We start from the raw sequence: 24,452 nt of genomic DNA, 5'->3' as shown, positions 1-24,452 counted from the left end.
AGGAGCGGGTACTTTTGTATAATTGAACAAAAAATTATGGTGAAATGTCAGTAAAATCTTTTCCTTTTCACAATTCACAATCATTGGGTTATAATGATAGAATATAATTTATTCTATTAAATAAAGATAAAGTCAATTTTCAATAAAAGGTGATTCGATGGCAAATGAGCAGGTACTAACAGCTGAACAGGTACTCGAGAAAGCAAGTCAATATTTAGCGGATGAAGATATTGAGCTAGTGGCACGTGCCTATGAATATGCACGTGATGCGCATAGCGAACAATATAGAAAATCGGGTGAACCGTATATTATTCATCCGATTCAAGTTGCAGGTATTTTAGTTGATTTACACATGGATCCAGCTACGGTATCAGCAGGTTTCTTACATGATGTAGTGGAAGATACAGAGATTACGTTAGAAGATATTGAACGGGAATTTAACAAAGAAATTGCTATGCTTGTTGATGGCGTTACAAAGCTTGGGAAGATCAAATATAAATCTCACGAACAACAACAAGCAGAAAACCATCGCAAAATGTTTATTGCAATGGCTCAAGATATTCGAGTTATTTTAATTAAACTAGCTGATCGTCTTCATAACATGCGTACATTGAAACATTTGCCTCAAGAGAAGCAGCGTCGCATAGCGAATGAAACGTTAGAAATCTTTGCACCTTTGGCACATAGACTCGGAATTAGTACTATTAAATGGGAGCTAGAGGATACGTCACTTCGCTATTTAAATCCACAACAATATTATCGTATTGTAAATTTAATGAAGCGTAAACGTGCAGAACGTGAAGAATATTTAGACGAAGTAATGACTGGTATTCGTGAGAAATTAAAAGAAGTTGCAATTCAACCTGAGATTTCTGGAAGACCGAAACATATTTACAGTATTTATCGTAAAATGGCACTGCAAAATAAGCAGTTCAATGAAATTTACGATTTATTAGCTGTACGTGTCGTTGTAAATAGTATTAAAGATTGTTATGCTGTGCTTGGAATTATTCATACGTGCTGGAAGCCGATGCCAGGTCGTTTTAAAGATTATATTGCAATGCCAAAAGCAAATCTATATCAATCTCTTCATACGACTGTAATTGGACCGAAAGGTGATCCACTTGAAGTGCAAATTCGTACGAAAGAAATGCACGAAATTGCAGAATTCGGGATCGCGGCACACTGGGCATACAAAGAAGGAAAAACAGCAGAAACAACAGGTACATTAGAGAAGAAACTCACATGGTTCCGTCAAATATTAGAATGGCAAAATGAAGCTTCTAATGCAGAAGAATTTATGGAGTCATTAAAAATTGATTTATTCTCTGACATGGTATTCGTCTTTACACCGAAAGGCGATGTAATGGAATTACCACTTGGATCTGTTCCGATTGATTTCGCGTATCGTGTCCATTCGGAAATTGGGAATAAAACAATTGGTGCAAAAGTAAACGGGAAAATGGTGACGCTGGATTATAAATTAAAAACAGGCGACATCATTGAAATTTTAACGTCGAAACATTCATATGGCCCAAGCCAGGATTGGGTAAAACTTGCTCAAACATCTCATGCGAAAAATAAAATTCGTCAATTCTTTAAGAAACAACGTAGAGACGAAAATATTGAAAAAGGCCGTGAACTTGTTGAAAAGGAAGTACGTGGTCTAGAGTATGAGATGAAAGAAGTATTGGCGCCGGATAACTTAAAACGCGTCGCTGAGAAATTTAACTTTGCAAATGAAGAAGATATGTTTGCAGCAGTTGGATATAGCGGAATTACAGCTTCGCAAATTGTTACGCGACTAACGGACAAGTTCCGCAAACAACGCGAAGAAGAAGAAATTGTTGAAGTTAAAGAAGTCCGTAAACCGATGAAAATTCGAAAATGGGATTCTGGTGTAAAGGTAAGCGGTGCTGATAATTTATTAATCCGTTTATCGAAATGCTGTAACCCAGTTCCGGGCGATGATATCGTTGGGTATATTACGAAAGGCCGAGGTGTATCAATTCACCGCCGTGATTGTGTAAATGTTCATACAGAAGAAGCTGTAGAACGATTATTAGAGGTAGAGTGGGAAGGTAGCCCTGAAAAAGAAATTGAGTATAACGTTGATATTGAAATTTCAGGTTACGATCGCCGCGGTTTATTAAATGAAGTACTGCAAGCTGTTACAGAGACGAAAACATACATTTCAGCTGTTTCTGGTAGAAGTGACCGTAATAAGATGGCAACAATTAATATGTCAATCTCGATTCGTAACTTACAACACTTGAAAAAAGTAGTAGAACGCATTAAACGCGTTCCAGAAATTTATGCAGTACGACGCATGATGCATTAATAGGGAGTGTAGAAAGATGAGAGTTGTTTTACAACGATCAAAGAAAGCGTCTGTCACAGTAGACGGTGAGATCGTAGGACAAATTCCGTTCGGTTTAACATTACTAGTTGGCATTACGCACGAAGATACAGAAAAAGATGCAACTTACATTGCGGAAAAAATTGCAAACTTACGTATTTTTGAAGATGAGAGCGGAAAGATGAATCATTCTGTACTTGATGTAGAAGGACAAGTTCTATCTATTTCGCAATTCACATTATACGGAGATTGCCGCAAGGGCAGACGTCCAAACTTTATGGATGCTGCGAAACCTGATTATGCAGAGCGTTTATACGATTTCTTTAATGAAGAAGTTCGTAAACAAGGATTACATGTGGAAACAGGGAAGTTTGGAGCAATGATGGACGTTTCTTTAATCAATGATGGTCCGGTGACCTTAATTGTAGAAAGTAAATAGTGTTCATAAAAAAGAGAGGGTTATATAATCCTCTCTTTTTTATACATTGTTGTATGTTTTGTTCATTTATTTGGAATCAATAGCAGTTTCGGTTATGTATAACTCTCTCATCAATATGGAACAATAAAAAGTAAAACATCCATATTGAATGTGAGGGATATACGTATGCGTATGAATGAAAAAGGGCATTCTGTTACAAATGGTGCAAATCAACTGTTTAACGTGAATTTTCATGATTTTATTTCAAAAGAGCAAAACAATACTTCAATGGAGCTTGCTTCGGAGTTTGGGATTTCTCTTCAAGATGTAAAGCGTTTAAAGAAGCAGATTGAACGTTCTTAGAGCACTTGACAATCCTACTTAACAAACGTATAGTAATTTTATATTTACATATGAATATAACCGTTGATAGAGAAGAGTAAATGAGACACACATGGAAAGAGAAGGAATGTCTTAGGCTGAAAACATTTCTGCATGATGACTGATTGAATGACACTCTAGAGGTTTCAACTTGAACGGCATATATGCTTAGTAGGGATGAACGCATATTTAAGCGTTATTAAAAAAGTGGAAGCATACGTGCTTCAATTAGGGTGGCACCACGGGTATAATACTCTCGTCCCTACTGTTTAAACAGTAGAGGCGGGAGTTTTTTTATTTTTATTAAGATTAAAACAATTTGAGGAGGAACTGAATATGTCTATTCAAATCCCACGCGGAACGCAAGATATTCTTCCAGGCACTGTTGAGTTATGGCAGTATATCGAAGGGCAAGCACGCGAAATTTGCCGTCGTTACAATTATAAAGAAATTCGTACACCGATTTTTGAACACACTGAGCTATTTTTACGCGGTGTTGGTGATACGACAGATATCGTACAAAAAGAAATGTACTCATTCCAAGATCGTGGAGAGCGTAGCTTAACATTACGTCCAGAAGGTACTGCACCTGTTGTACGTTCTTACGTTGAAAATAAAATGTTTGGTGATGCGACACAACCAACGAAATTATACTATATCGGTCAAATGTTCCGTTATGAAAGACCACAAGCAGGTCGCTATCGTCAATTCGTACAATTCGGTATCGAAGCAATCGGCAGTAATGACCCTGCAATTGATGCAGAAGTAATTGCACTTGCTGTTGAATTTTACCGCGGCATGGGCTTAAAAAATATTAAAGTTGTATTAAACAGTTTAGGTGACGCAGCGAGCCGTCAAGCACACCGTGATGCATTAATCGCACACTTTGAGCCACGTATCGGCGAATTCTGTTCTGACTGTCAATCTCGCTTAGAAAAGAACCCACTTCGAATTTTAGACTGTAAGAAAGACCGTAACCATGAATTAATGGGAACAGCACCATCTATTACAGAATACTTAAACGAAGATTCAGCAGTATACTATGACAAAGTTCAAGAACTATTAACGATGATGGATGTTCCATTTGAAAAAGATCCGAACTTAGTGCGTGGTTTAGACTACTATCAACACACTGTTTTTGAAATTATGAGTGAGGCAGAAGGTTTCGGTGCGATCACTACATTAAGCGGTGGTGGCCGTTATAACGGACTTGTACAAGAAATCGGTGGACCAGAAATGCCAGGTATCGGTTTTGCAATGAGTATTGAACGTTTAATTATGGCGCTAAAAGCTGAAAACATTGAATTACCACTTGAACATAGCATTGATTGTTACGTTGTAGCGCTTGGCGAAAAAGCGAAAGACCATGCTGCAAAAGTTGCGTTCGATCTTCGTAAAGCTGGATTGTCAGTTGAAAAAGATTATTTAGATCGCAAAATGAAAGCACAATTTAAATCAGCAGATCGTCTAAAGGCGAAATTTGTAGCTGTATTAGGAGAAGATGAGCTAGATAAAGGCATCATTAACTTAAAAGATATGGCAACAGGTGAACAAGAAGAAGTAGCGTTAGATGTATTTGCTTCATACGTAGCAGAGAAATTAATATAGGGGGAACTTACAGTGGCTGAAAGAACACATGCATGTGGAAAAGTAACAGTAGAAGCTGTTGGACAAACAGTTCAATTAAAAGGTTGGGTACAAAAACGCCGTGACTTAGGTGGATTAATCTTTATCGATTTACGTGACCGTACAGGTATCGTACAAGTTGTATTTAACCCAGAAACATCAAAAGAAGCGTTAGAAGTAGCAGAAACAATTCGTAGCGAATACGTATTACACGTAGAAGGTACAGTTGTTGAACGTGGTGAAGGCGCAATTAATGACAATATGGCAACTGGTCGTATTGAAGTACAAGCAACAAAAGTAAATGTACTAAATGCAGCGAAAACAACGCCAATTATCATTGCTGATGATACAGATGCATCAGAAGATGTGCGTTTAAAATATCGTTATTTAGACTTACGTCGTCCTGTAATGTTCAACACATTCAAAATGCGTCACGACGTAACAAAAACAATTCGTAACTTCTTAGATACAGAAGAGTTCTTAGAAGTAGAAACACCAATTTTAACGAAAAGCACGCCAGAAGGAGCTCGTGACTATTTAGTGCCAAGTCGTGTACATGATGGTGAATTCTATGCATTACCACAGTCACCACAGTTATTTAAACAGCTTCTTATGGTCGGCGGATTTGAGCGTTACTATCAAGTAGCACGTTGTTTCCGTGATGAAGATTTACGTGCGGATCGTCAACCAGAATTCACGCAAATCGATATCGAAGCTTCATTCTTAACACAAGATGAAATTTTAGATATGATGGAGCGTATGATGACGAAAGTTATGAAGGATGCAAAAGGTGTAGAAGTGAGTGCACCATTCCCTCGTATGAAATATGCTGATGCAATGGCTCGCTACGGTTCTGATAAGCCAGATACACGCTTTGAAATGGAACTAACAGACTTATCTGAGTTTGCAGCAGATTGTGGCTTTAAAGTGTTTACAAGTGCTGTAGAAAGCGGCGGACAAGTAAAAGCAATTAATGCAAAAGGTGCTGCAAGTAAATATTCTCGTAAAGACATCGATGCATTAACTGAATTCGTGAAAGTATACGGTGCAAAAGGTCTAGCTTGGCTTAAAGTTGAAGAAGACGGCCTAAAAGGACCGATTGCGAAATTCTTCGGTGAAGAAGATGCAAATGTGTTAATGAGCACATTAGAAGCTACTGCTGGCGACTTATTACTATTCGTAGCAGATAAGAAGAGCGTTGTTGCAGATAGCTTAGGCGCACTTCGTTTACGTCTAGGTAAAGAGCTTGAGTTAATTGATGAAAGTAAATTTAACTTCCTATGGGTAACTGATTGGCCACTACTTGAGTACGATGAAGATGCAGATCGTTACTTCGCAGCTCACCACCCATTCACAATGCCATTCCGTGAAGACGTTGAGTTACTAGAAACAGCACCAGAAAAAGCACGTGCACAAGCATATGACCTTGTATTAAACGGTTATGAGCTTGGTGGTGGATCACTTCGTATTTACGAGCGTGACGTACAAGAAAAAATGTTCAAAGCACTTGGATTCTCACAAGAAGAAGCGCAAGAGCAATTCGGATTCTTATTAGAAGCATTCGAATACGGTACACCACCACACGGCGGAATCGCATTAGGTTTAGATCGTCTTGTTATGTTACTTGCAGGCCGTACGAACCTTCGTGATACAATTGCATTCCCGAAAACAGCAAGCGCAAGCTGCTTATTAACAGAAGCTCCAAGCCCAGTTGCAGAAGCGCAGCTTGAAGAACTGAACTTAAAATTAAGCTTGAAAGAAGAGAAGTAAGAATAGGGTCTAGATGGTTATACTATAACCGTCTAGACTTTTTTTGAGAGGTTGTTTAAAAAGTCCGGTTTAGATAACTGTCGCATCTCATCGTTGCTTCGCCAGTCCGGTGCTCGAGTAGTGTTTCTACACTGCGCTCCTCCTGGCTTCAGCGCCTCGATCTGCTCGGTTCTCTAAATCCTCTTTTTTAAACGTGTATTTAGGAAGAAATAAAATTCTGGTCTATGTTTTCATTCTCGAAATATGTATTTTTAGGAATTCTATAACTTTTTCTATACAAATAGTCGGAAAAACGCTAGAATACATGGTAGACCATTTTTGTAATAGGAGTGTAGAGCTGAATGTTACATCAATTTTCACGTAATGAATTAGCCTTCGGTAAAGAAGGACTTGAAATATTAAAAAATAGTACAGTCGGTATTTTAGGAATTGGCGGTGTAGGTTCTTTTGCAGCTGAAGCGTTAGCACGTTCTGGCGTAGGACGTCTCGTATTAGTTGATAAAGACGTTGTAGATATTACAAACGTAAACCGTCAAATTCACGCTTTAGTATCTACTGTAGGACGTTCAAAAGTAGAATTAATGAAAGAGCGTATCGCGGACATTAACCCAGAGTGTGAAGTAATTGGACTAGAAATGTTTTATACAGATGAAACATATGAAGAGTTCTTTAAGTACGGTTTAGACTTTGTAGTGGATGCATCTGATACGATTACGTTCAAAATTCATTTAATTAAACAATGTTTACGTCGTAAAATTAAAATTATCTCAAGTATGGGTGCAGCGAATAAAATGGACCCAACTCGTTTCCGTATTGCGGACATCTCTAAAACACATACAGATCCAATTGCGAAAGTCATTCGTACGAAGCTTCGTAAAGAGGGTATTAAAAAAGGTGTAAAAGTTGTCTTCTCTGACGAAAACCCAATCGTAATTCGTGAAGAAGTACGTAAAGAAATTGTACCAGACGAGAATGCAAAAATTCGTAAGGCGAAATTACCGCCTTCATCAAATGCATTCGTACCATCTGTGGCAGGCTTAATTATGGCAAGTCACGTTGTACGTGAACGCATTAAAAACGTAGAAGTGAAACGTGTAGGGCAAGAATAAAAGAAAAGCATATATCCATTTTGGATATATGCTTTTTTATATGTATTAAAGAAATATGAATATTTGCATCACTACTAGTTCAAATGTAAGTAAGGTTAGTAAGCAATAATCATATTTATCTGATTTATAGGCGGATGTCTTTTTTAGACTGTTAATGGTGAAAAGAGCTAAAGTTAGGACGAGAAGGCCAAGAGTTATTTTGAAGATTATTAATGAAATAGCAACCATCTCCCTTTAAAGGTATATGTTTATAATAACATTTTAGTAAAAAATATCCAATCTGTTTTAGGAGTTTCCTTGTATGACAAGGAGGAATGTTATTGTCAATCTTTGTCGTTAAATCGATATCCTTTATTGAATCGTTGATATATTGTAAGTTGTGATAGATATATTTGAAAAATCGTTGATATATTGCAAGTTGTGATAGATATATTTGAAAAATCGTTGATATATTGCAAGTTATGATAGATATATTCGAAAAACCGTTAATATAATTTCATTTACCGATATCTATATATGATTCACCGAAAACAAACAGGGATGTCACTCAGTTAAAAAAGTGACATCCCTGTTTTTAATTCTCTGCAGAATAAATAATATCTAAATTCCCATTTTGATCGGTTTTGAAAATCGGGGCAATTTGCTCTTCTTGCTCTTCGACTGAAACAAGTTTTCGAGCACGATCCATAATTCGAACAAGCATCGCGTAATCTTCTTCGATTGCTTGTTGTTTTTTTGTGAGTACCGCTAATTTCGTTTCAAGTTCATGATTCGTTTTTTGCAGAGAGGTGAGTTGAGCTTGTAATACATCATTTTCAGTTTGCAACTTTGCAAGTGAAGGATTGTTATGTTCTAAATTTTGTAAAAATGAAATGACATTTTGCATTGTAAGATCTTGTTTACTTGGCGTAATATCTTCTGAAAAATCGGCGTCAATTACGAGTTGTTTCGTTTTCTTGAACCGATTTTTTTCTATATTAGCTTCAGAACGTTTTAATTCTTTACGTTGTTTTTTTGCAAGCTGCACCGCATCTTCGTAATTCGGTCTTACTTCAGCATTCCATCTAAAGCCGCAAGCTGCTGAAGTCCGGTTCAACGCATCGCCAACTTCATCAAATGCTTTTATTTGTGTACTTCCACTGCGAATATGTCGTAAAACAGTTTCTGCTAAAAGGAGATCATCTTCTTTTGTCCATGCATCTTGACGTGTTTTCATAAGCGAAGCCTCCATAATGGTGACGTTTTCGTTTATGTTACCCTTTATTTTTCGTTTTATTCGAAGTTTGTAATCTTTCATAAACAGTAGAAAGTGCTTGCTCAAATTTTCCTGTCGTTTTCGGTTTATAATATTGCTTGCTTTTTATTTTATCAGGTAAGTATTGTTGCCTTACCCAGCCGTTTGGATGGTCGTGCGGATATAAATATCCAATGCCTCTTCCAAGTGATTCTGCGCCTTTGTAATGACTATCTTTTAAATGGCTTGGAATGTCACCTGTTTGACCGTTGCGTAAATCGTGTAATGCAGCATCAAGTGCTTTATAAGCTGAATTTGATTTTGGTGATAAGCATAGCTCGATAACGGCATTTGCAAGTGGGATGCGTGCTTCTGGGAATCCAACTCGTTCAGCTGATTCAATTGCAGCTAGTGTACGTGGTCCAGCTTGTGGGCTAGCAAGTCCAATATCTTCATAAGCCATAATAAGAAGGCGTCTGCCAATGCTTTGTAAATCACCTGCTTCAATAAGGCGTGCTAAATAATGGAGTGCTGCATTTACATCACTTCCGCGCACTGATTTTTGAAATGCTGATAATACATCATAATGAGCATCGCCGCCTTTGTCGTGGACGAAGCTCTTCTTTTGTAAGCATTCTTCTGCAATCTCGAGTGTGATTTCAGCCGCTTGGTCGTCTGTAGTAAAGCTAGATAATACAGCAAGCTCAAGTGCGTTATAAGCGGAACGCATATCACCACCAGAGGCGTTTGCAAAGTGATGTAGTGCTTCATCTGTTACCGTTACTGCATATTCTCCAAGCCCTTTTTCTTTATCTTCTAAAGCTCTTTTTAACCCAATTAAAATATCTTCTTCTGTTAGTGCGTGTAATTCGAAAATTTGACACCTGCTTCGAATAGCGGAGTTTATTGCATGGAATGGATTACTTGTCGTAGCACCAATTAAAGTAAGAAGTCCGCTTTCTAAGTGAGGTAATAGAAAGTCTTGCTTTGCTTTATCTAGACGGTGAACTTCATCTAAAATTAAAACGAGGTGTCGATGCATCTTCGCTTCTTGTACGACAACTTCCATATCTTTTTTATTGTGAGTAACAGCGTTCAATAGACGAAACGGGGTACCGGTACTTCCTGCAATTGCACTGGCAATGGATGTTTTTCCTGTACCTGGAGGACCGTATAAAATCATAGATTGAAAATGATTGGCTTGGACCATTCGCCATAAAATCTTTCCTTCACCAACTAAATGTTGTTGCCCAATAATTTCTTGAATATTTGTAGGGCGCATTCGATGTGCGAGTGGTTGTTTCATTTGGACCGTCTCCCTTAATATATAATCTCGTTCTATCGTATCATTTTTTTCTACGGAATTTAAAATAGGATGCTGTTTTATGGGAAAAATGAAGGTTAATATTTTCATTTTTCTTTCAATTGTAATAATTTCCGAGTTTTTCAATGTGATTTTATGTTATCATTTTGATACACAAGTTGAAATTTCTTATAATACTATATTATGCTATAATTTCATAGGATTTTAAATTGTGTTCTTTTTATAAATAAGATATAACCAATAGAAGTGAAAATTTGAAAAGAGGTGCAAAATAGATGAAGATTTCAACAAAAGGCCGCTATGGCTTAACAATTATGATTGATCTTGCAAAAAAGTTTGGTGAAGGTCCGATTTCATTAAAATCAATTGCGCAGGCGCATGACTTATCCGAGCATTACTTAGAGCAATTAATTTCACCACTTCGTAACGCTCGTCTTGTAAAGAGTACGCGCGGGGCATACGGCGGATATGTATTATCTGATCAACCGGCTAACATTACAGCTGGGGATGTAATCCGTGTATTAGAGGGACCGATTAGTGTTGTAGAAATGATAGAAGAAGAAGAGCCAGCACAGCGCCAGTTATGGATGCGTGTTCGTGATGCGGTGCAAGAAGTGTTAGATAGTACAACGTTAGAAGATTTAGTACGTTATGAGGAAGAAAATCACGGGGGCTATATGTTTTACATTTAATTCCTTGTGAAACGATTTGGAAAGAAGGAGATTTAATGGAACGCATTTACTTAGATCATGCTGCGACATCTCCGACTCACCCAGAAGTGGTCGAAAAGATGATTCCATATATGACAGAAATATTCGGGAACCCGTCTAGTATTCACTTTTATGGACGTCAAACGCGCCATGCAGTAGATGAGGCGAGACGAGTGTGTGCACGCAGCATTCATGCGAATCCGAATGAAATTATATTTACGAGCGGTGGTACAGAAGCTGATAATTTAGCGCTTATCGGTGTAGCACGTGCGAACCGTCATAAAGGTAACCACATAATAACGACGCAAATTGAACATCATGCGATTTTGCATACGTGCGAATTGTTAGAGCGTGAAGGGTTTGAAGTGACATATTTACCTGTCGATGAAACAGGGCTTATTCAAGTTTCTGACATACAAAAGGCATTAACAGAAGAGACGATTCTTGTATCTGTTATGTTTGGGAATAATGAAGTAGGGACAATGCAACCAATTGTGGAAATAGGAAAGTTGCTAAAAGATCATCAAGCTTATTTCCATACAGATGCGGTACAAGCTTACGGTTTAGTAGAAATTAATGTGAAAGAGTTTGGAATTGATTTATTATCAATTTCAGCTCATAAAATTAATGGGCCAAAAGGTGTAGGGTTCTTATACGCTGGTGCAAATGTGAAATTTGAACCGTTATTAATAGGCGGAGAGCAAGAAAGAAAACGCCGTGCTGGTACGGAAAATGTGCCTAGTATTGCTGGGCTTCAGCATGCAATTCTTATAGCTGAAAAAACTCGTGAGCAAAAAAATGCCCAATATGAAGAGTTTAAAGATATAATGGTATCTGTCTTCAAAAATGAAGGCATTACTTTCGAGGTAAACGGAAACTTAGAACATCGCTTACCGCATGTACTTAATGTAAGTTTTACAGGAATGAACATTGAACCATTTCTTGTGAACTTAGACCTTGCTGGCATTGCAGTATCAAGCGGTTCTGCTTGTACAGCTGGTTCGATTGATCCATCACATGTATTAGTAGCGATGTTTGGAAAAGACTCCGATCAAATACGTTCATCCGTACGCTTTAGTTTTGGACTTGGAAATACGAAAGAGCAAATTGAAAAAGCGGCGTACGAAACAGTGAAAATCGTGAAGCGATTAACACAAAATTAGCATGGGAGGTGACATGATGAACAAACTACCTCACGAAACACGCGTTGTCATCGGAATGTCCGGTGGCGTCGATTCATCTGTAGCAGCACTTTTATTAAAAGAGCAAGGTTATGATGTAATCGGAATTTTTATGAAAAACTGGGATGATACAGATGAGAATGGTGTCTGCACAGCAACAGAAGATTACAATGATGTAATTGAAGTGTGTAACCAAATTGGTATTCCGTATTATGCAGTAAACTTTGAAAAACAATACTGGGATAAAGTATTTACGTACTTCTTAGATGAGTATCGAGCTGGTCGTACACCAAACCCAGATGTAATGTGTAATAAAGAAATTAAATTTAAAGCATTTTTAGAGCATGCAATTGCGCTTGGTGCGGATTATGTGGCAACAGGCCATTATGCACGCGTTGCTTATATGGACGGCGAATATAAAATGCTTCGCGGCGTTGATGACAATAAAGATCAAACATATTTCTTAAATCAATTAAGCCAAGAGCAATTATCAAAAACAATGTTCCCGTTAGGTGAATTAAAGAAACCGCAAATTCGTGAAATGGCGAAAGAAGCTGGCTTAGCGACAGCGGCGAAAAAAGATAGTACAGGTATTTGCTTCATTGGTGAGCGTAACTTTAAGGATTTCTTAAGTAACTACTTACCGGCACAACCAGGTGTAATGCAAACATTATCTGGTGAAGTGAAAGGGAAGCATGACGGTTTAATGTATTATACAATTGGACAACGTCATGGCCTTGGAATTGGTGGTAATGGTGATCCATGGTTTGCTGTTGGGAAAAATCTAAAAGAAAACATTTTATATGTTGATCAAGGATTCCATAACGAACTTCTATATGGTGATGAAGTTATTGCTACGAATGTAGGATGGGTAAGTAACAAAGAAAAAGAAACCGAATTTAAGTGCACGGCGAAATTCCGTTATCGTCAAGAAGACAATAAAGTAACGGTTCAAATCGTTGATGAAAATACAGTTCGTATTCTTTGTGATGAGCCAATTCGTGCAATTACACCAGGACAAGCAGTCGTTTTCTATGATGGAGATGAGTGCTTAGGCGGTGCTACAATTGATGAAGTATACCGTAGTGGTAAGAAATTGGATTATTTAGGATAAACGAGAAGCCTCTGCCGATTAGCGGTTAGAGGTTTCTTTTACATAAAGCGAATTTTCGTTCGCTTGGAAAATACATTCTTTGTTATAATTTGTTGTAGAGGTGAAGGACATGTCAAACAAACTTGAAACAGGTATTCAATATATGCAAGAAGGAAACTGGGAAGAAGCAGCTAAAAATTTTACAGAAGCAATCGAAGAAAATCCGAAAGATGCGCTTGGATACATTAATTTTGCAAATTTATTAGACTTATTAGGTGATAGCGAGCGAGCGATTTTATTTTATAAACGCGCACTAGAGTTAGATGATAAATCTGCAGCTGCCTATTATGGTTTAGGAAATGTATATTATGGCCAAGAGCAATTTACTGAGGCGAAAGCTGTATTTGAACAAGCAATGCAAGCTGGATTACAATCAGCTGATGTAACATTTATGTTAGGTATCACACATGTACAGCTTGGAAATGATCGTCTTGCACTACCATTCTTACAAAGAGCAACAGAATTAGATGAAAACGATGTAGAAGCTGTATTCCAGTGCGGACTTTGCTTCGCGCGATTAGAACATGTTCAAGAGGCGAAACCTTATTTTGAAAAGGTATTAGAAATGGATGAAGAGCATGCAGATGCGTATTACAATTTAGGTGTTGCGTACGTATTTGAGGAAAATAATGAGAAGGCTCTCGCTTTATTTAAGAAAGCAACTGAAATTCAGCCAGATCACTTTTTAGCGGGTAATGGCGTTCGTTTATTAGAGCAAGAAGCTGAATAAGATAAAAATATAGTTTAATGGGTAGTTATCCCTCATCTAAAAAGGTGGGGGATGTACTGCTCATTAAAGTGAAAATATCGGAAAGGAGAGGAAAGATGGGAAATCAACATGCAATGGATTTGTTTGAGGAAGAGAAAAAGTTTATAAAAGCGCAAGTTCTTCATACCATTTTCCACAACGAAGAAAACCTCTATTCCGTTGTCAGTATGAAAGTCATTGAAACGAATGAAACGTATGACGAAAAGAAAGTAATGATAAACGGTCATTTTCCCCGCATGCATGAAGATGAAGTGTTTACATTGACAGGTCATTTTAAGGACCATCCAAAGTATGGAAAACAATATATGGTTGAAACATTTAAAAAAGAATTGCCGCAAACAAAAGCAGGTATGGTGCAATATTTAGCGAGTGATTTATTTAAAGGGATAGGAAAACGTACAGCTGAAAAAATTGTGGACCATCTCGGAGAACATGCTATTTCTAAAATTATGGATGACCCTGAGGCGTTAAATGGTGTTGTTAATAAACAAAAGGCTCAGGAAATATATGAGACAATTGTTGAACATCAAGGATTAGAGAAAGTAATGAGCTTTTTAAATGGCTACGGTTTTGGAACGAAACTTTCTATTAAGATTTACCAGCAATATAAAGAGATGACATTAGAAGTGATTCGTAATAATCCGTATCAACTTATTGAAGAAGTGGACGGGATTGGTTTTGGAAGAGCGGATGATATAGGGCGTGCGTTAGGGATATCGGGTAATCATGACGACCGTGTACGAGCGGGATGTTTTTACACATTAGAGAATGTCTCATTACAACTTGGTCATGTTTATATGAGGAAAGATCAACTTGTAAGAGAAACGATGTCACTTTTAAACAATCAAGAAGGAAGAGTGACTGAGGAAGATATTATAGGTTGTATTGAAACGATGCAAAGTGAAGGGAAAGTCATCATAGAAGAAGAACGAGTGTATTTAGCGACGTTATTCTACTCTGAAAAAGGTGTTGTAAAGTCTATTCGCAGGCTTATGAATCAAGAAGAAACACCTTCATTTCCAGAAGCGGAAGTGTTAAAAACGTTAGGTGAAATTGAAGAACAACTGAACGTACAATATGCACCGTTTCAGCAAGAAGCAATTCAAACGGCACTTCATAAACCGATGATGTTATTGACAGGTGGACCAGGAACAGGGAAAACAACAGTTATTAAAGGGATTGTTGAAATGTATGCGTCACTTCACGGATTATCGTTAAATCCGAATGAATACAGTGATGATAATCCATTTCCAATACTATTAACAGCTCCAACAGGAAGAGCAGCGAAGCGGATGAGTGAATCGACAGGACTTCCAGCTTGCACAATTCACCGTTTACTTGGTTGGACGCCAGAAGGATCTTTCCAGCGTAATGAAACGGATCCTGTCCAAGGTAAGCTCCTTATTATCGATGAATTTTCAATGGTTGATATTTGGCTTGCAAATCAGCTATTTAAGTCGTTGCCGACGAATATTCAAGTTATCGTTGTAGGTGATGAAGATCAGTTGCCATCTGTAGGACCTGGACAAGTATTAAAAGATTTATTAAATGCAGGCGCAGTTCCGACAGTGAAGCTTACTGAAATTTATCGTCAAGCGGAAGGCTCATCAGTGATTCAACTTGCCCATGCGATAAAAAATGGAACTCTACCACCAGATTTAGCGCAAAACAAAAAAGATCGTTCGTTTATCAGCTGTACAGGGGCTCAAATTGTTGAGGTTGTGAAAAAAGTTTGCGAAAATGCTAAAACAAAAGGCTTTAGTGCAAGAGATGTTCAAGTATTAGCACCGATGTACCGCGGGCCTGCTGGTATTAATGTATTAAACGAAGCGCTGCAACAAGTATTTAATCCGAAGAGGGAAAAGAGTAAAGAAATTGCTTACGGTGATGTTGTGTACCGAAGAGGTGATAAAGTACTGCAACTCGTGAATCAGCCGGAGAGCCAAGTGTTTAATGGTGATATTGGGGAAATTGTTTCGGTGTTTTATGCAAAAGAAAACGTTGAGCAACAAGATATGATTATCGTTTCATTTGATGGAATTGAGGTAACGTATACGAAGCCCGATTTAAATCAAATTACGCATGCATATTGTTGTTCCATTCATAAATCACAAGGTAGTGAATTTCCGATTGTTATTATGCCAATCGTGAAAAGTTACAACCGTATGTTACGTCGTAATTTAATTTACACGGGTATTACAAGAAGTAAGAAGTTCCTTATTATTTGCGGGGAGGAAGCAGCTTTCCAATCTGGTGTAAATCGCCTTGATGATGCAATGCGTCAAACAACTTTAGCTAGTCGCTTGCAAGAATCACAAGGAGAAGTACAGATGGTCACAGTTAATGGCGAGGAAATGGACGTGGAAAACATTTCACCGTATGATTTCATGTAACAAGGTGAAATTATATAGTGAAACTTTCAAACGCATAGCGTTGAAAGGCTCCAGTAATGTATAAATGAATGCAGTTTGGACATAATGGCGAATAGAATCTGGGAGACTGTAAGGAGATGAAAGCCATATGTTCATTTGTCCAAATTGCAAAGGGAAAGACATTGGAAAAATAGGTGTCAACCAATTTTATTGCTGGAATTGTTATATCGAATTATCGGTTTCAAAGGGGAAAATCCATACACATCAAGTTGAGGAAGACGGTTCATTAAGCTCTCTTGATGATTTATTTGATGAGAATGAAAGAACGATCGGATAACGAAAAGGGGGATTTACTTTGAATCTACGCAATTCATTAATCGCATTAGGTGTTGGAGCTGCAGCATATCAATATGCTCGTAAACAAGATGTATTTTCAAAACGCAATATGAAAAAAGCACGTAAGATGATTAAGTCTTACTTATAATCATTTCGATAAATTGAAAAACTCCCTTGTAGACAAGGGAGTTTTTTTATGCACCCATATGCAAATAAAAAAGTCCGATCTCTGAGAAAAGATAAGATAGACCGTAGCAGCCAACGCCAAGTATTCCATACTGCCATAATTGCTTCGCTTTTTCTTTACGTGAGGAATGAATAAAGAACCCCTTCCAAATACCGAACCCGATACAAATCCATTCAAGAATCATAAAAAGTGCTGATAATCCAAGCATAAACAAAACCATAATTAGCCCTCCTGATTATATTAATTCATGCTGTATTCTCAGGGGTGGTTGTCCTTGTTATGTTATTTATATGTACGTCTTTAAAAAACAGTATGGTCCGTATGAAAAGATTTTAAAAGTTTCGCACATAACCTACCCCATTTATTTTCAAAATAAAGGTGGAGGAGGTTTTTCATGTGAAGAATCTTAAAATCATTTGGATATATCGTTTAGGATTATTGTTACTTGTTTTTCTTTGTCTGCTCGTCTTTTTAAAAATTAAGCCGCTATGGGCACCGATTATTTTTGTATTTAAAGTAGCAATCACGCCGTTTCTTATCGCGTGTTTTATTGCGTATTTATTGCACCCTTTAATTGAAAAAATTCATAAGGAAGGGATGCCCCGTACACTTGCCATTTTGCTCATTTATATCCTTTTCTTTGGCGGAATTGGTTATGGGATTTATAAAGGAACACCAGTTGTTATTAAACAGTTACAAGAGATTAATGAACAATTTCCCCAGTTTACAAAGATGTACGATTCGTGGATGGATGGCGTTACAGAACAAACAGCGAATTTCCCTTCGTTCATTCATGAAAAGGTGAAGCAACTTTTTGTGGGTGTGGAAACGAAGATTCAAGCGCTTTTAAATAAAGTGATGAGTACAGCTCGTGGTGTACTCGATTCATTGCTCATTATTTTCTTAATACCGTTTATTGTATTTTACATATTAAAAGATTATGGTGAGTTTTATCATATCTTTTGGAAACTAGTCCCAAGTAAATGGCGAGGTACGGGGCAAATGCTTGCGAAAGAAATTGATAAGTCACTTGGAAGCTATATTCGAGGACAGTTATTTGTTTGTTTAGTATTAGGGGGAGTATCAGCTCTTTCTTTTTGGTTTATCGGTATGAAATATCCATTATTGCTTGGCATTATTATTGGGGTAACGGATATAATCCCATACTTCGGTCCTATTTTAGGAGCGATCCCGACGTTAATGATTGCAGCAACAGTATCAACGAGTTTACTTATTAAGGCGGGGATTACGATTGCGATTTTGCAATTTGTGGAGAGTAACATTTTATCGCCTTACATCGTTGGTAAGTCACTTCGTATGCATCCCGTTATTATTATGCTTGCCTTACTAGTTGGGGGAGAGGTAGCTGGGATTGTAGGATTGCTAATATCGGTTCCGATTTTAGCAGTTATTCGCACTGTCATTGTTCATGTGAGACCGCTCTTGAAAAAAGAAGATGTGTAAGTATAGAAGCCCTCTATGTAAGAAATAGAGGGCTAATCATATATTTATTTAGAAAGTTGCTCGTGTATTTTTTGAACGAGGGAGCTCACATCATTTGTTTGAATATGTTTTATTTTTTTCCATTCGTTATCATACATAAATATAATTTGATTGTTGAAAAGACGCTTTTGTTCTTTTAGATTAGAAATTTTTGCGAAAGAGTACTCTTCAAATATTGGATTCTTACTTACATCTGGCCCATAAAAGAATAGTCTTTTGTTCGTTAAAATTAGCAATCCTGGCCTTGCGACGGAACGATAAATAAATATGTCTAATGAACATGCTGCGTAAAATAATATCGTTTCGTCAGTCGCTAATATGTTTTTAGCTTTGCTAAGTAAGGTTGTCATTGTGATCGCTCCTTTATTTTATTAACAATAATTTAATTGTAGCAAAAAAAGTAATATTTAGAAATTTTTATAAATCATTCTTATAAGGAGATTCCGATTTGTTAATAAACGCATAATATATGAAAAGGCTGTTAAGAATGAATAGTAGAATACCTATGATTAATAAGCAATTAATACAATATAAATGATTATCTACATTGACAAACTTAAGAGAATTCTATTATATTTAGTCATATAATACATTAAATCAATGACGGAACAAGTACGTTACAGTCCATTTATAGAGAGAAGCTTCCATATGGCTGAAAGAAGCTTTAAATGAAGGGTAACAGAAAGCTAATCCTGAGAGCAGCTAATCACTGCCGTCTTGCCACGTTACGGCACCATGAGGTGATGAATTGATTGTTATTGTAATCAATTCATAATTAGGGTGGTATCGCGAGTTAACTCTCGTCCCTTTTATAGGGACGGGAGTTTTTTATATTTAAGGAGGAAAATACAATGAAACAACTAACAGGCGCACAAATTCGTCAAATGTTTTTAGACTTTTTCCAAGAAAAAGGACATGCAGTAGAACCTAGTGCATCACTAGTTCCACATGAAGATCCATCTCTTCTATGGATTAATAGTGGTGTAGCTACATTAAAAAAATATTTTGATGGACGTGTAATCCCACAAAATCCACGTATTACAAATGCTCAAAAATCAATTCGTACAAACGATATTGAAAACGTAGGGAAAACAGCTCGTCACCATACATTCTTTGAAATGTTAGGAAACTTCTCAATTGGTGATTACTTCAAAGAAGAAGCAATTACATGGGCTTGGGAATTCTTAACGAGCGACAAATGGATCGGATTCGATAAAGAATTACTATCAGTTACAATCCATCCAGAAGATGAAGAAGCATTCACAATTTGGAATGAGAAAATGGGCGTTCCAAAAGAGCGTATTATCCGCTTAGAAGAAAACTTCTGGGATATCGGTGAAGGGCCAAGTGGACCGAATACAGAGATTTTCTATGACCGCGGAGAAGCTTACGGTAATGACTTTAGTGACCCAGAATTATATCCAGGCGGAGAAAACGAGCGTTACTTAGAAGTATGGAACCTTGTATTCTCTCAATTTAACCATAATCCAGACGGTTCATATACACCACTTCCTAAGAAAAACATTGATACAGGGATGGGTCTAGAGCGTATGACATCTATCGTTCAAGATGTACCTACGAACTTTGATACAGACCTATTCATGCCGATGATTGGTGCAACAGAAACAATTTCTGGTGAAAAATATCGTAATGGCGATTTAGAAAAAGATATGGCATTCAAAGTAATTGCTGACCATATCCGTACAGTAACATTCGCTGTTGGTGACGGTGCTCTTCCATCTAACGAAGGCCGTGGTTATGTATTACGTCGTTTATTACGCCGCGCTGTTCGTTATTCGAAGAAATTAAACATCAACCGTCCATTTATGTTTGAATTAGTACCGGTTGTTGGAGAAGTAATGAAAGACTTCTATCCAGAAGTACTTGAAAAGAAAGATTTCATTGCGAAAGTTGTGAAGAACGAAGAAGAGCGTTTCCATGAAACACTTCATGATGGTGAAGCAATTTTAGCTGAAGTAATTGCAAAAGCAAAAGAAGAAAAAACAACTGTTATTTCTGGAGTAGATGCGTTCCGTCTATATGACACATACGGTTTCCCAATTGAATTAACAGAAGAATATGCAGAAGAAGCTGGCATGACAGTTGATCATGAAGGTTTTGAAAATGAAATGGAAAAACAACGTGAGCGTGCACGTGCTGCTCGTCAAGACGTTGATTCTATGCAAGTTCAAGGTGGTGTCCTTGGAGAAATTAAAGTAGCGAGCGAATTCGTTGGTTACGGTACAGTTGCAACAGAAAGTAACGTTGTTGCACTTGTGAAAAACGGCGAATACACAGACAGCTTACAAGCTGGTGAAGAAGGACAGTTAATTCTTGATGTAACACCATTCTATGCTGAGAGTGGTGGACAAATTGCAGACCGTGGTTACCTTCTTGCAGATGGTGTGAAAGTTCTTGTAAAAGACGTACAAAAAGCACCAAACGGCCAAAACTTGCATAAAGTTGTTGTTGAAGAAGGTACATTAACGAAAGATGCGGCTGTAAAAGCTATTATCGATACGAAAAACCGTAGTAGCGTTGTAAAAAATCATACAGCAACTCACTTACTACACCAAGCATTAAAAGACGTACTTGGAACACACGTTAACCAAGCAGGTTCTCTTGTAACTTCTGAACGTCTACGTTTTGACTTCTCTCACTTCGGTCAAGTACAAGCTGACGAATTAGAAAAAATTGAGCGTATGGTAAACGAAAAAATTTGGGAAAGTATTGATGTTGAGATTTCTCAAAAAGCAATCGAAGAAGCGAAAGAAATGGGCGCAATGGCATTATTCGGTGAAAAATACGGAGATGTTGTACGCGTTGTACAAGTTGGCGATTACAGCTTAGAGCTTTGTGGTGGTTGTCACGTTGATAATACAGCTTCTATCGGTATTTTCAAAATCGTTGCTGAGTCTGGTATTGGTGCAGGAACTCGTCGTATTGAAGCAGTAACTGGTAAGTCTGCATACGAATTAATGAACGATCAAGTAGGTTTATTAAAAGAAGCAGCAGGAAAAATGAAAACAAATCCGAAAGATATTTTAACAAGAGTTGATGGTCTATTTGCTGAAGTGAAACAACTGCAAAAAGAAAATGAATCTCTTGCTGCGAAATTAAGCAATATCGAAGCTGGAAACTTAACTGATTCTGTAATGACAGTTGATGGTGTGAATGTATTAGCAGCGAAAGTAAATGTTGCAGATATGAACAACTTACGTACGATGATGGATGATCTGAAAAATAAATTAGAGTCAGCAGTTGTTGTATTAGCGTCTGTTAATGACGATAAAGTAAACATCCTAGCAGGTGTAACGAAAGACTTAATTAGCCAAGGTTACCATGCTGGTAAACTTGTGAAAGAAGTAGCTTCTCGTTGCGGCGGTGGCGGTGGTGGCCGTCCTGATATGGCACAAGCAGGCGGTAAAAACCCAGCTCAAGTCGAAGAAGCTTTAGCATTTGTACAAGAGTACGTTAAATCTGTTTCAAAATAAAGAGATAGTAGTGTACAATGGTAGGGAGAGGAGAAGTTCTTCTCCCTATACTTACTATATAAGTGAGGTGCTTGAAATGGACGGTTTTGATAAAACAATGAAGTTTAGCATTCAAGATGAAAAACAGAGTGTCCATGTAAATGATGTACTTTTAACTGTGTATGATGCACTTCAAGAAAAAGGCTATAATCCGATTAACCAAATCGTCGGTTATTTATTAAGTGGAGACCCAGCATACATACCTCGCCATAAAGATGCACGTAGCATCATTCGCAAGCTTGAACGTGATGAGTTAATTGAAGAGCTTGTGAAGTCTTACTTGAAACATCATCGTGAGGAGTAGTTTATGCGGATATTAGGTTTAGATGTAGGTACAAAAACAGTCGGAGTTGCAATTAGCGACGAGATGGGCTGGACAGCACAAGGATTAGAAACAATTAAGATTAACGAAGAACGAGGTCACTTTGGTTTTGATCGTATTTCTGAGTTAGTAAAGCAGTACAATGTGGACAAAATAGTAGTAGGTTTACCTAAAAATATGAATGGTACAATTGGCCCACGTGGTGAAGCGTGCCAACAATTTGCAGAAAACCTACGAGAGCTGTTACAATTAGACGTTGTAATGTGGGACGAGCGTTTGTCAACAATGGCAGCGGAACGTCTACTCATTTCAGCCGATGTAAGCCGTAAGAAGCGAAAGCAAGTAATTGATAAGATGGCTGCAGTCGTAATCTTACAAGGATTTTTAGATAGTAAATAAGAGGTGACCAAAATGGAAGAAAATCAAATTACAATTGTAGACGAAAAAGGTAACGAACATTTATGTGAAATTATTTTCACTTTTGACGCTGAAAAATTTGGCAAAAAATCATACGTAGTCTTCTCTCCAATCGGTGAAGTAGACGAAGATGGAGACCAAATTTATGATGCAATGGCTTATGAGCAAAATGAAGAAGAGGGCGGAACTTTACTTCCAATCGAATCTGAAGAAGAGTGGGAAATGGTACAAGAAATGTTCAACACTCTAGCTGATGAGCAAGAAGCTGAATAATAAGTACTGAAAAGATGGACGACATACAGTCCATCTTTTTTTTGTATTTATATGTAAAATGAAAGATTTTTTGTCGAAACTGTGTAAGTCTTTGTAGTATAATGAGACGGATTGTAGAAAAATAAAGTGTCAATTAAAAAAGATAAGTGAATTTGTTGCGTTTTTACATCGTGCTGTATAGAAAGGTGTACATACGGTCTACAATTAAGTAAGGAGGAAATGTTTTGATAGAGAATCAAGTGAAAAAGAAGCGTAGACGCATCTTTTTATTTTCGATTATTGCACTGCTTTTAGTTTGTGGTTCAGTCTATGCGTATATTTCATCCGCATTAGGACCAGTTGATAGCGGGAATAAAAAAGAGATTGAAGTAGAAATTCCGAAAGGATCATCTACAAGTAAAATTGGAGAAATTTTAGAAGAAAAAGGCGCTGTAAAAAACGGTACAGTTTTTAGTTTTTATACAAAGGCTAAATCGAAAAGTTTACAAGCAGGTACATATTTATTAAATCCTTCAATGAATGCTGAAGATGTGATCGAACAAATGTCATCTGGCAACGTGCATCGTCCAGCTCTTTATAAAGTGACGATTAAAGAAGGGGCGCAAGTAACTGAAATTGCAGAAACGATTGCGACAGAACTAAAGTGGAATAAAGATGATGTTACGCGTCAATTAAACGATAAAGCATTTATTCAAAAAATGCAGCAAAAGTATCCGAAGTTATTAACGGATAAAATCTTTGATAGTAATATTAAATACCCATTAGAAGGTTATTTATATCCTGCAACGTATTCGTTTTATAAGAAAGATACGACGTTGGAAGAAATTGTAATTCCGATGCTTGAGAAAACAAATGCAATCATTGTTCAAAATGAGGCGAAAATGAAAGCGAAGAATTGGGATGTTCATCAGCTTTTAACATTATCTTCACTTATTGAAGAAGAGGCAACAGGTTTTACAGATCGTCAAAAGATCTCTAGTGTCTTTTATAATCGTTTAGCAAAAGGCATGCCACTTCAAACGGATCCAACGGTATTATATGCACTTGGAAAGCATAAACAACGTGTATTATACGAAGATTTAAAGGTCAACTCACCGTATAATACGTATGTTGTAAAAGGATTGCCGGTAGGGCCGATCGCAAACTCTGGTAAACATTCAGTGGAAGCTGCGTTAGAACCTGTGCAAACAGATTATTATTATTTCTTAGCTGCACCAAGTGGTGAAGTGTATTATGCGAAAACATTAGAAGAGCATAATGCATTAAAGCAAAAATACATTACGAAAAAACAGTGAAATGGGGAGGGATAGCGAAAAAAGTCGCACATCCCTCTTTTTTGTGGTAAAATATATCGGGTTAAAAACTGGCAGAAGAATCGTTTTTAATATCAAAACGGGACGTACAAGCTAAGGGTAAAGCTGGCTTGTATTTTTATTGCATTCTATGTGTGAAAAGACGTCATAGAGGCACTTCTC

23 protein-coding genes and 2 other annotated features are annotated in these 24,452 nt (G+C 37.3%); of the genes, 19 read left to right on the top strand and 4 right to left on the bottom strand.

Annotation, left to right across the window (positions count from 1 at the left end; all coding sequences use genetic code 11):
- The first annotated feature begins 157 nt into the window (after positions 1-157).
- From relA to V7S45_RS21585, 6 genes are all read left to right on the top strand, one after another.
- The gene (gene relA, locus V7S45_RS21610) at positions 158-2,341 is read left to right on the top strand and encodes a GTP diphosphokinase (protein WP_001262795.1); all 2,184 of its coding nucleotides are present in this window, start codon (positions 158-160) and stop codon (positions 2,339-2,341) included.
- Between the two features lie 16 nt (positions 2,342-2,357).
- A complete protein-coding gene (locus tag V7S45_RS21605; RefSeq protein WP_001266965.1) occupies positions 2,358-2,798 on the top strand; it encodes a D-tyrosyl-tRNA(Tyr) deacylase in 441 nt (146 codons plus the stop codon).
- Between the two features lie 165 nt (positions 2,799-2,963).
- Positions 2,964-3,140 (top strand): hypothetical protein, encoded by a 177-nt coding sequence (locus tag V7S45_RS21600; RefSeq protein ID WP_001242605.1) that lies wholly within the window; start codon positions 2,964-2,966, stop codon positions 3,138-3,140.
- A 54-nt stretch (positions 3,141-3,194) separates the two neighbouring features.
- Positions 3,195-3,425 (top strand) — a binding site (T-box leader).
- A gap of 69 nt (positions 3,426-3,494) precedes the next feature.
- On the top strand, positions 3,495-4,766 hold the full coding sequence (hisS, locus tag V7S45_RS21595; RefSeq protein WP_000027084.1) for a histidine--tRNA ligase: 1,272 nt from the start codon (positions 3,495-3,497) through the stop codon (positions 4,764-4,766).
- 12 nt (positions 4,767-4,778) lie between these two features.
- Positions 4,779-6,554 carry an aspartate--tRNA ligase gene (gene aspS, locus V7S45_RS21590; protein WP_000840891.1) on the top strand — a complete coding sequence of 592 codons (1,776 nt, stop codon included), beginning with the start codon at positions 4,779-4,781 and terminating at the stop codon, positions 6,552-6,554.
- 341 nt (positions 6,555-6,895) lie between these two features.
- On the top strand, positions 6,896-7,663 hold the full coding sequence (locus V7S45_RS21585; protein WP_000903179.1) for a tRNA threonylcarbamoyladenosine dehydratase: 768 nt from the start codon (positions 6,896-6,898) through the stop codon (positions 7,661-7,663).
- A 574-nt stretch (positions 7,664-8,237) separates the two neighbouring features.
- Here V7S45_RS21585 and V7S45_RS21580 read toward each other — a convergent pair.
- Together V7S45_RS21580 and V7S45_RS21575 are read right to left on the bottom strand one after the other, a co-directional pair.
- Positions 8,238-8,879: an RsfA family transcriptional regulator gene (locus V7S45_RS21580; protein WP_017657184.1), complete on the bottom strand. Its 642-nt coding sequence runs from the start codon at positions 8,877-8,879 to the stop codon at positions 8,238-8,240.
- Positions 8,880-8,916: 37 nt separating this feature from the next.
- On the bottom strand, positions 8,917-10,203 hold the full coding sequence (locus tag V7S45_RS21575) for a replication-associated recombination protein A (protein WP_000812943.1): 1,287 nt from the start codon (positions 10,201-10,203) through the stop codon (positions 8,917-8,919).
- A gap of 293 nt (positions 10,204-10,496) precedes the next feature.
- Between V7S45_RS21575 and V7S45_RS21570 the strand changes: the two genes are divergently transcribed.
- The 7 genes from V7S45_RS21570 to V7S45_RS21540 all read left to right on the top strand — a co-directional run bounded on the left by V7S45_RS21570 (position 10,497) and on the right by V7S45_RS21540 (position 16,890).
- Entirely contained in the window at positions 10,497-10,913 is a 417-nt protein-coding gene (locus V7S45_RS21570) for an Rrf2 family transcriptional regulator (RefSeq protein WP_000704116.1), read from the top strand.
- Between the two features lie 35 nt (positions 10,914-10,948).
- Positions 10,949-12,094, top strand: coding sequence for a cysteine desulfurase family protein (locus V7S45_RS21565; RefSeq protein WP_000439881.1), 1,146 nt, complete (start codon positions 10,949-10,951; stop codon positions 12,092-12,094).
- Between the two features lie 16 nt (positions 12,095-12,110).
- The gene (mnmA, locus tag V7S45_RS21560; protein ID WP_001038010.1) at positions 12,111-13,226 is read left to right on the top strand and encodes a tRNA 2-thiouridine(34) synthase MnmA; all 1,116 of its coding nucleotides are present in this window, start codon (positions 12,111-12,113) and stop codon (positions 13,224-13,226) included.
- Positions 13,227-13,335: 109 nt separating this feature from the next.
- Complete coding sequence (locus V7S45_RS21555; RefSeq protein ID WP_089607642.1) at positions 13,336-13,995, top strand: tetratricopeptide repeat protein; 660 nt, start codon at positions 13,336-13,338, stop codon at positions 13,993-13,995.
- Positions 13,996-14,090: 95 nt separating this feature from the next.
- Positions 14,091-16,427 carry an ATP-dependent RecD-like DNA helicase gene (locus V7S45_RS21550; protein WP_000528082.1) on the top strand — a complete coding sequence of 779 codons (2,337 nt, stop codon included), beginning with the start codon at positions 14,091-14,093 and terminating at the stop codon, positions 16,425-16,427.
- Between the two features lie 127 nt (positions 16,428-16,554).
- Positions 16,555-16,743 carry a hypothetical protein gene (locus V7S45_RS21545; protein WP_000469281.1) on the top strand — a complete coding sequence of 63 codons (189 nt, stop codon included), beginning with the start codon at positions 16,555-16,557 and terminating at the stop codon, positions 16,741-16,743.
- Positions 16,744-16,761: 18 nt separating this feature from the next.
- Entirely contained in the window at positions 16,762-16,890 is a 129-nt protein-coding gene (locus V7S45_RS21540) for a YrzQ family protein (RefSeq protein WP_001053553.1), read from the top strand.
- Between the two features lie 46 nt (positions 16,891-16,936).
- Here V7S45_RS21540 and V7S45_RS21535 read toward each other — a convergent pair whose 3' ends face one another.
- Positions 16,937-17,149 carry a hypothetical protein gene (locus tag V7S45_RS21535; RefSeq protein WP_000242535.1) on the bottom strand — a complete coding sequence of 71 codons (213 nt, stop codon included), beginning with the start codon at positions 17,147-17,149 and terminating at the stop codon, positions 16,937-16,939.
- Between the two features lie 176 nt (positions 17,150-17,325).
- On the opposite strand from V7S45_RS21535, the gene V7S45_RS21530 reads away from it, so the two are divergent.
- Positions 17,326-18,393 (top strand): AI-2E family transporter, encoded by a 1,068-nt coding sequence (locus V7S45_RS21530; RefSeq protein ID WP_000793128.1) that lies wholly within the window; start codon positions 17,326-17,328, stop codon positions 18,391-18,393.
- 44 nt (positions 18,394-18,437) lie between these two features.
- Here V7S45_RS21530 and V7S45_RS21525 read toward each other — a convergent pair whose 3' ends face one another.
- Complete coding sequence (locus V7S45_RS21525; RefSeq protein WP_000209578.1) at positions 18,438-18,782, bottom strand: PH domain-containing protein; 345 nt, start codon at positions 18,780-18,782, stop codon at positions 18,438-18,440.
- Positions 18,783-19,023: 241 nt separating this feature from the next.
- Positions 19,024-19,243, top strand: a binding site (T-box leader).
- Positions 19,244-19,283: 40 nt separating this feature from the next.
- Here V7S45_RS21525 and alaS point away from each other — a divergent pair.
- The 5 genes from alaS to mltG all read left to right on the top strand — a co-directional run bounded on the left by alaS (position 19,284) and on the right by mltG (position 24,272).
- Positions 19,284-21,926, top strand: a complete 2,643-nt coding sequence (gene alaS / locus V7S45_RS21520) for an alanine--tRNA ligase (protein WP_000811825.1) — start codon at positions 19,284-19,286, stop codon at positions 21,924-21,926.
- A 76-nt stretch (positions 21,927-22,002) separates the two neighbouring features.
- Entirely contained in the window at positions 22,003-22,269 is a 267-nt protein-coding gene (locus V7S45_RS21515; RefSeq protein ID WP_000348590.1) for an IreB family regulatory phosphoprotein, read from the top strand.
- Positions 22,270-22,272: 3 nt separating this feature from the next.
- Positions 22,273-22,686: a Holliday junction resolvase RuvX gene (ruvX, locus tag V7S45_RS21510; protein ID WP_001221193.1), complete on the top strand. Its 414-nt coding sequence runs from the start codon at positions 22,273-22,275 to the stop codon at positions 22,684-22,686.
- Positions 22,687-22,698: 12 nt separating this feature from the next.
- The gene (locus V7S45_RS21505; protein WP_000392247.1) at positions 22,699-22,977 is read left to right on the top strand and encodes a DUF1292 domain-containing protein; all 279 of its coding nucleotides are present in this window, start codon (positions 22,699-22,701) and stop codon (positions 22,975-22,977) included.
- A gap of 224 nt (positions 22,978-23,201) precedes the next feature.
- Positions 23,202-24,272 carry an endolytic transglycosylase MltG gene (gene mltG / locus V7S45_RS21500; protein ID WP_025686951.1) on the top strand — a complete coding sequence of 357 codons (1,071 nt, stop codon included), beginning with the start codon at positions 23,202-23,204 and terminating at the stop codon, positions 24,270-24,272.
- Positions 24,273-24,452: the final 180 nt, after the last annotated feature.

The organism is Bacillus sp. BR3(2024) (assembly GCF_039134555.1).
In the GTDB taxonomy this organism is placed as follows: Bacteria; Bacillota; Bacilli; order Bacillales; family Bacillaceae_G; genus Bacillus_A; species Bacillus_A cereus.
Note: the sequence above shows the minus strand (reverse complement) of the source record. Positions and strands in the feature narration are given on the sequence as shown.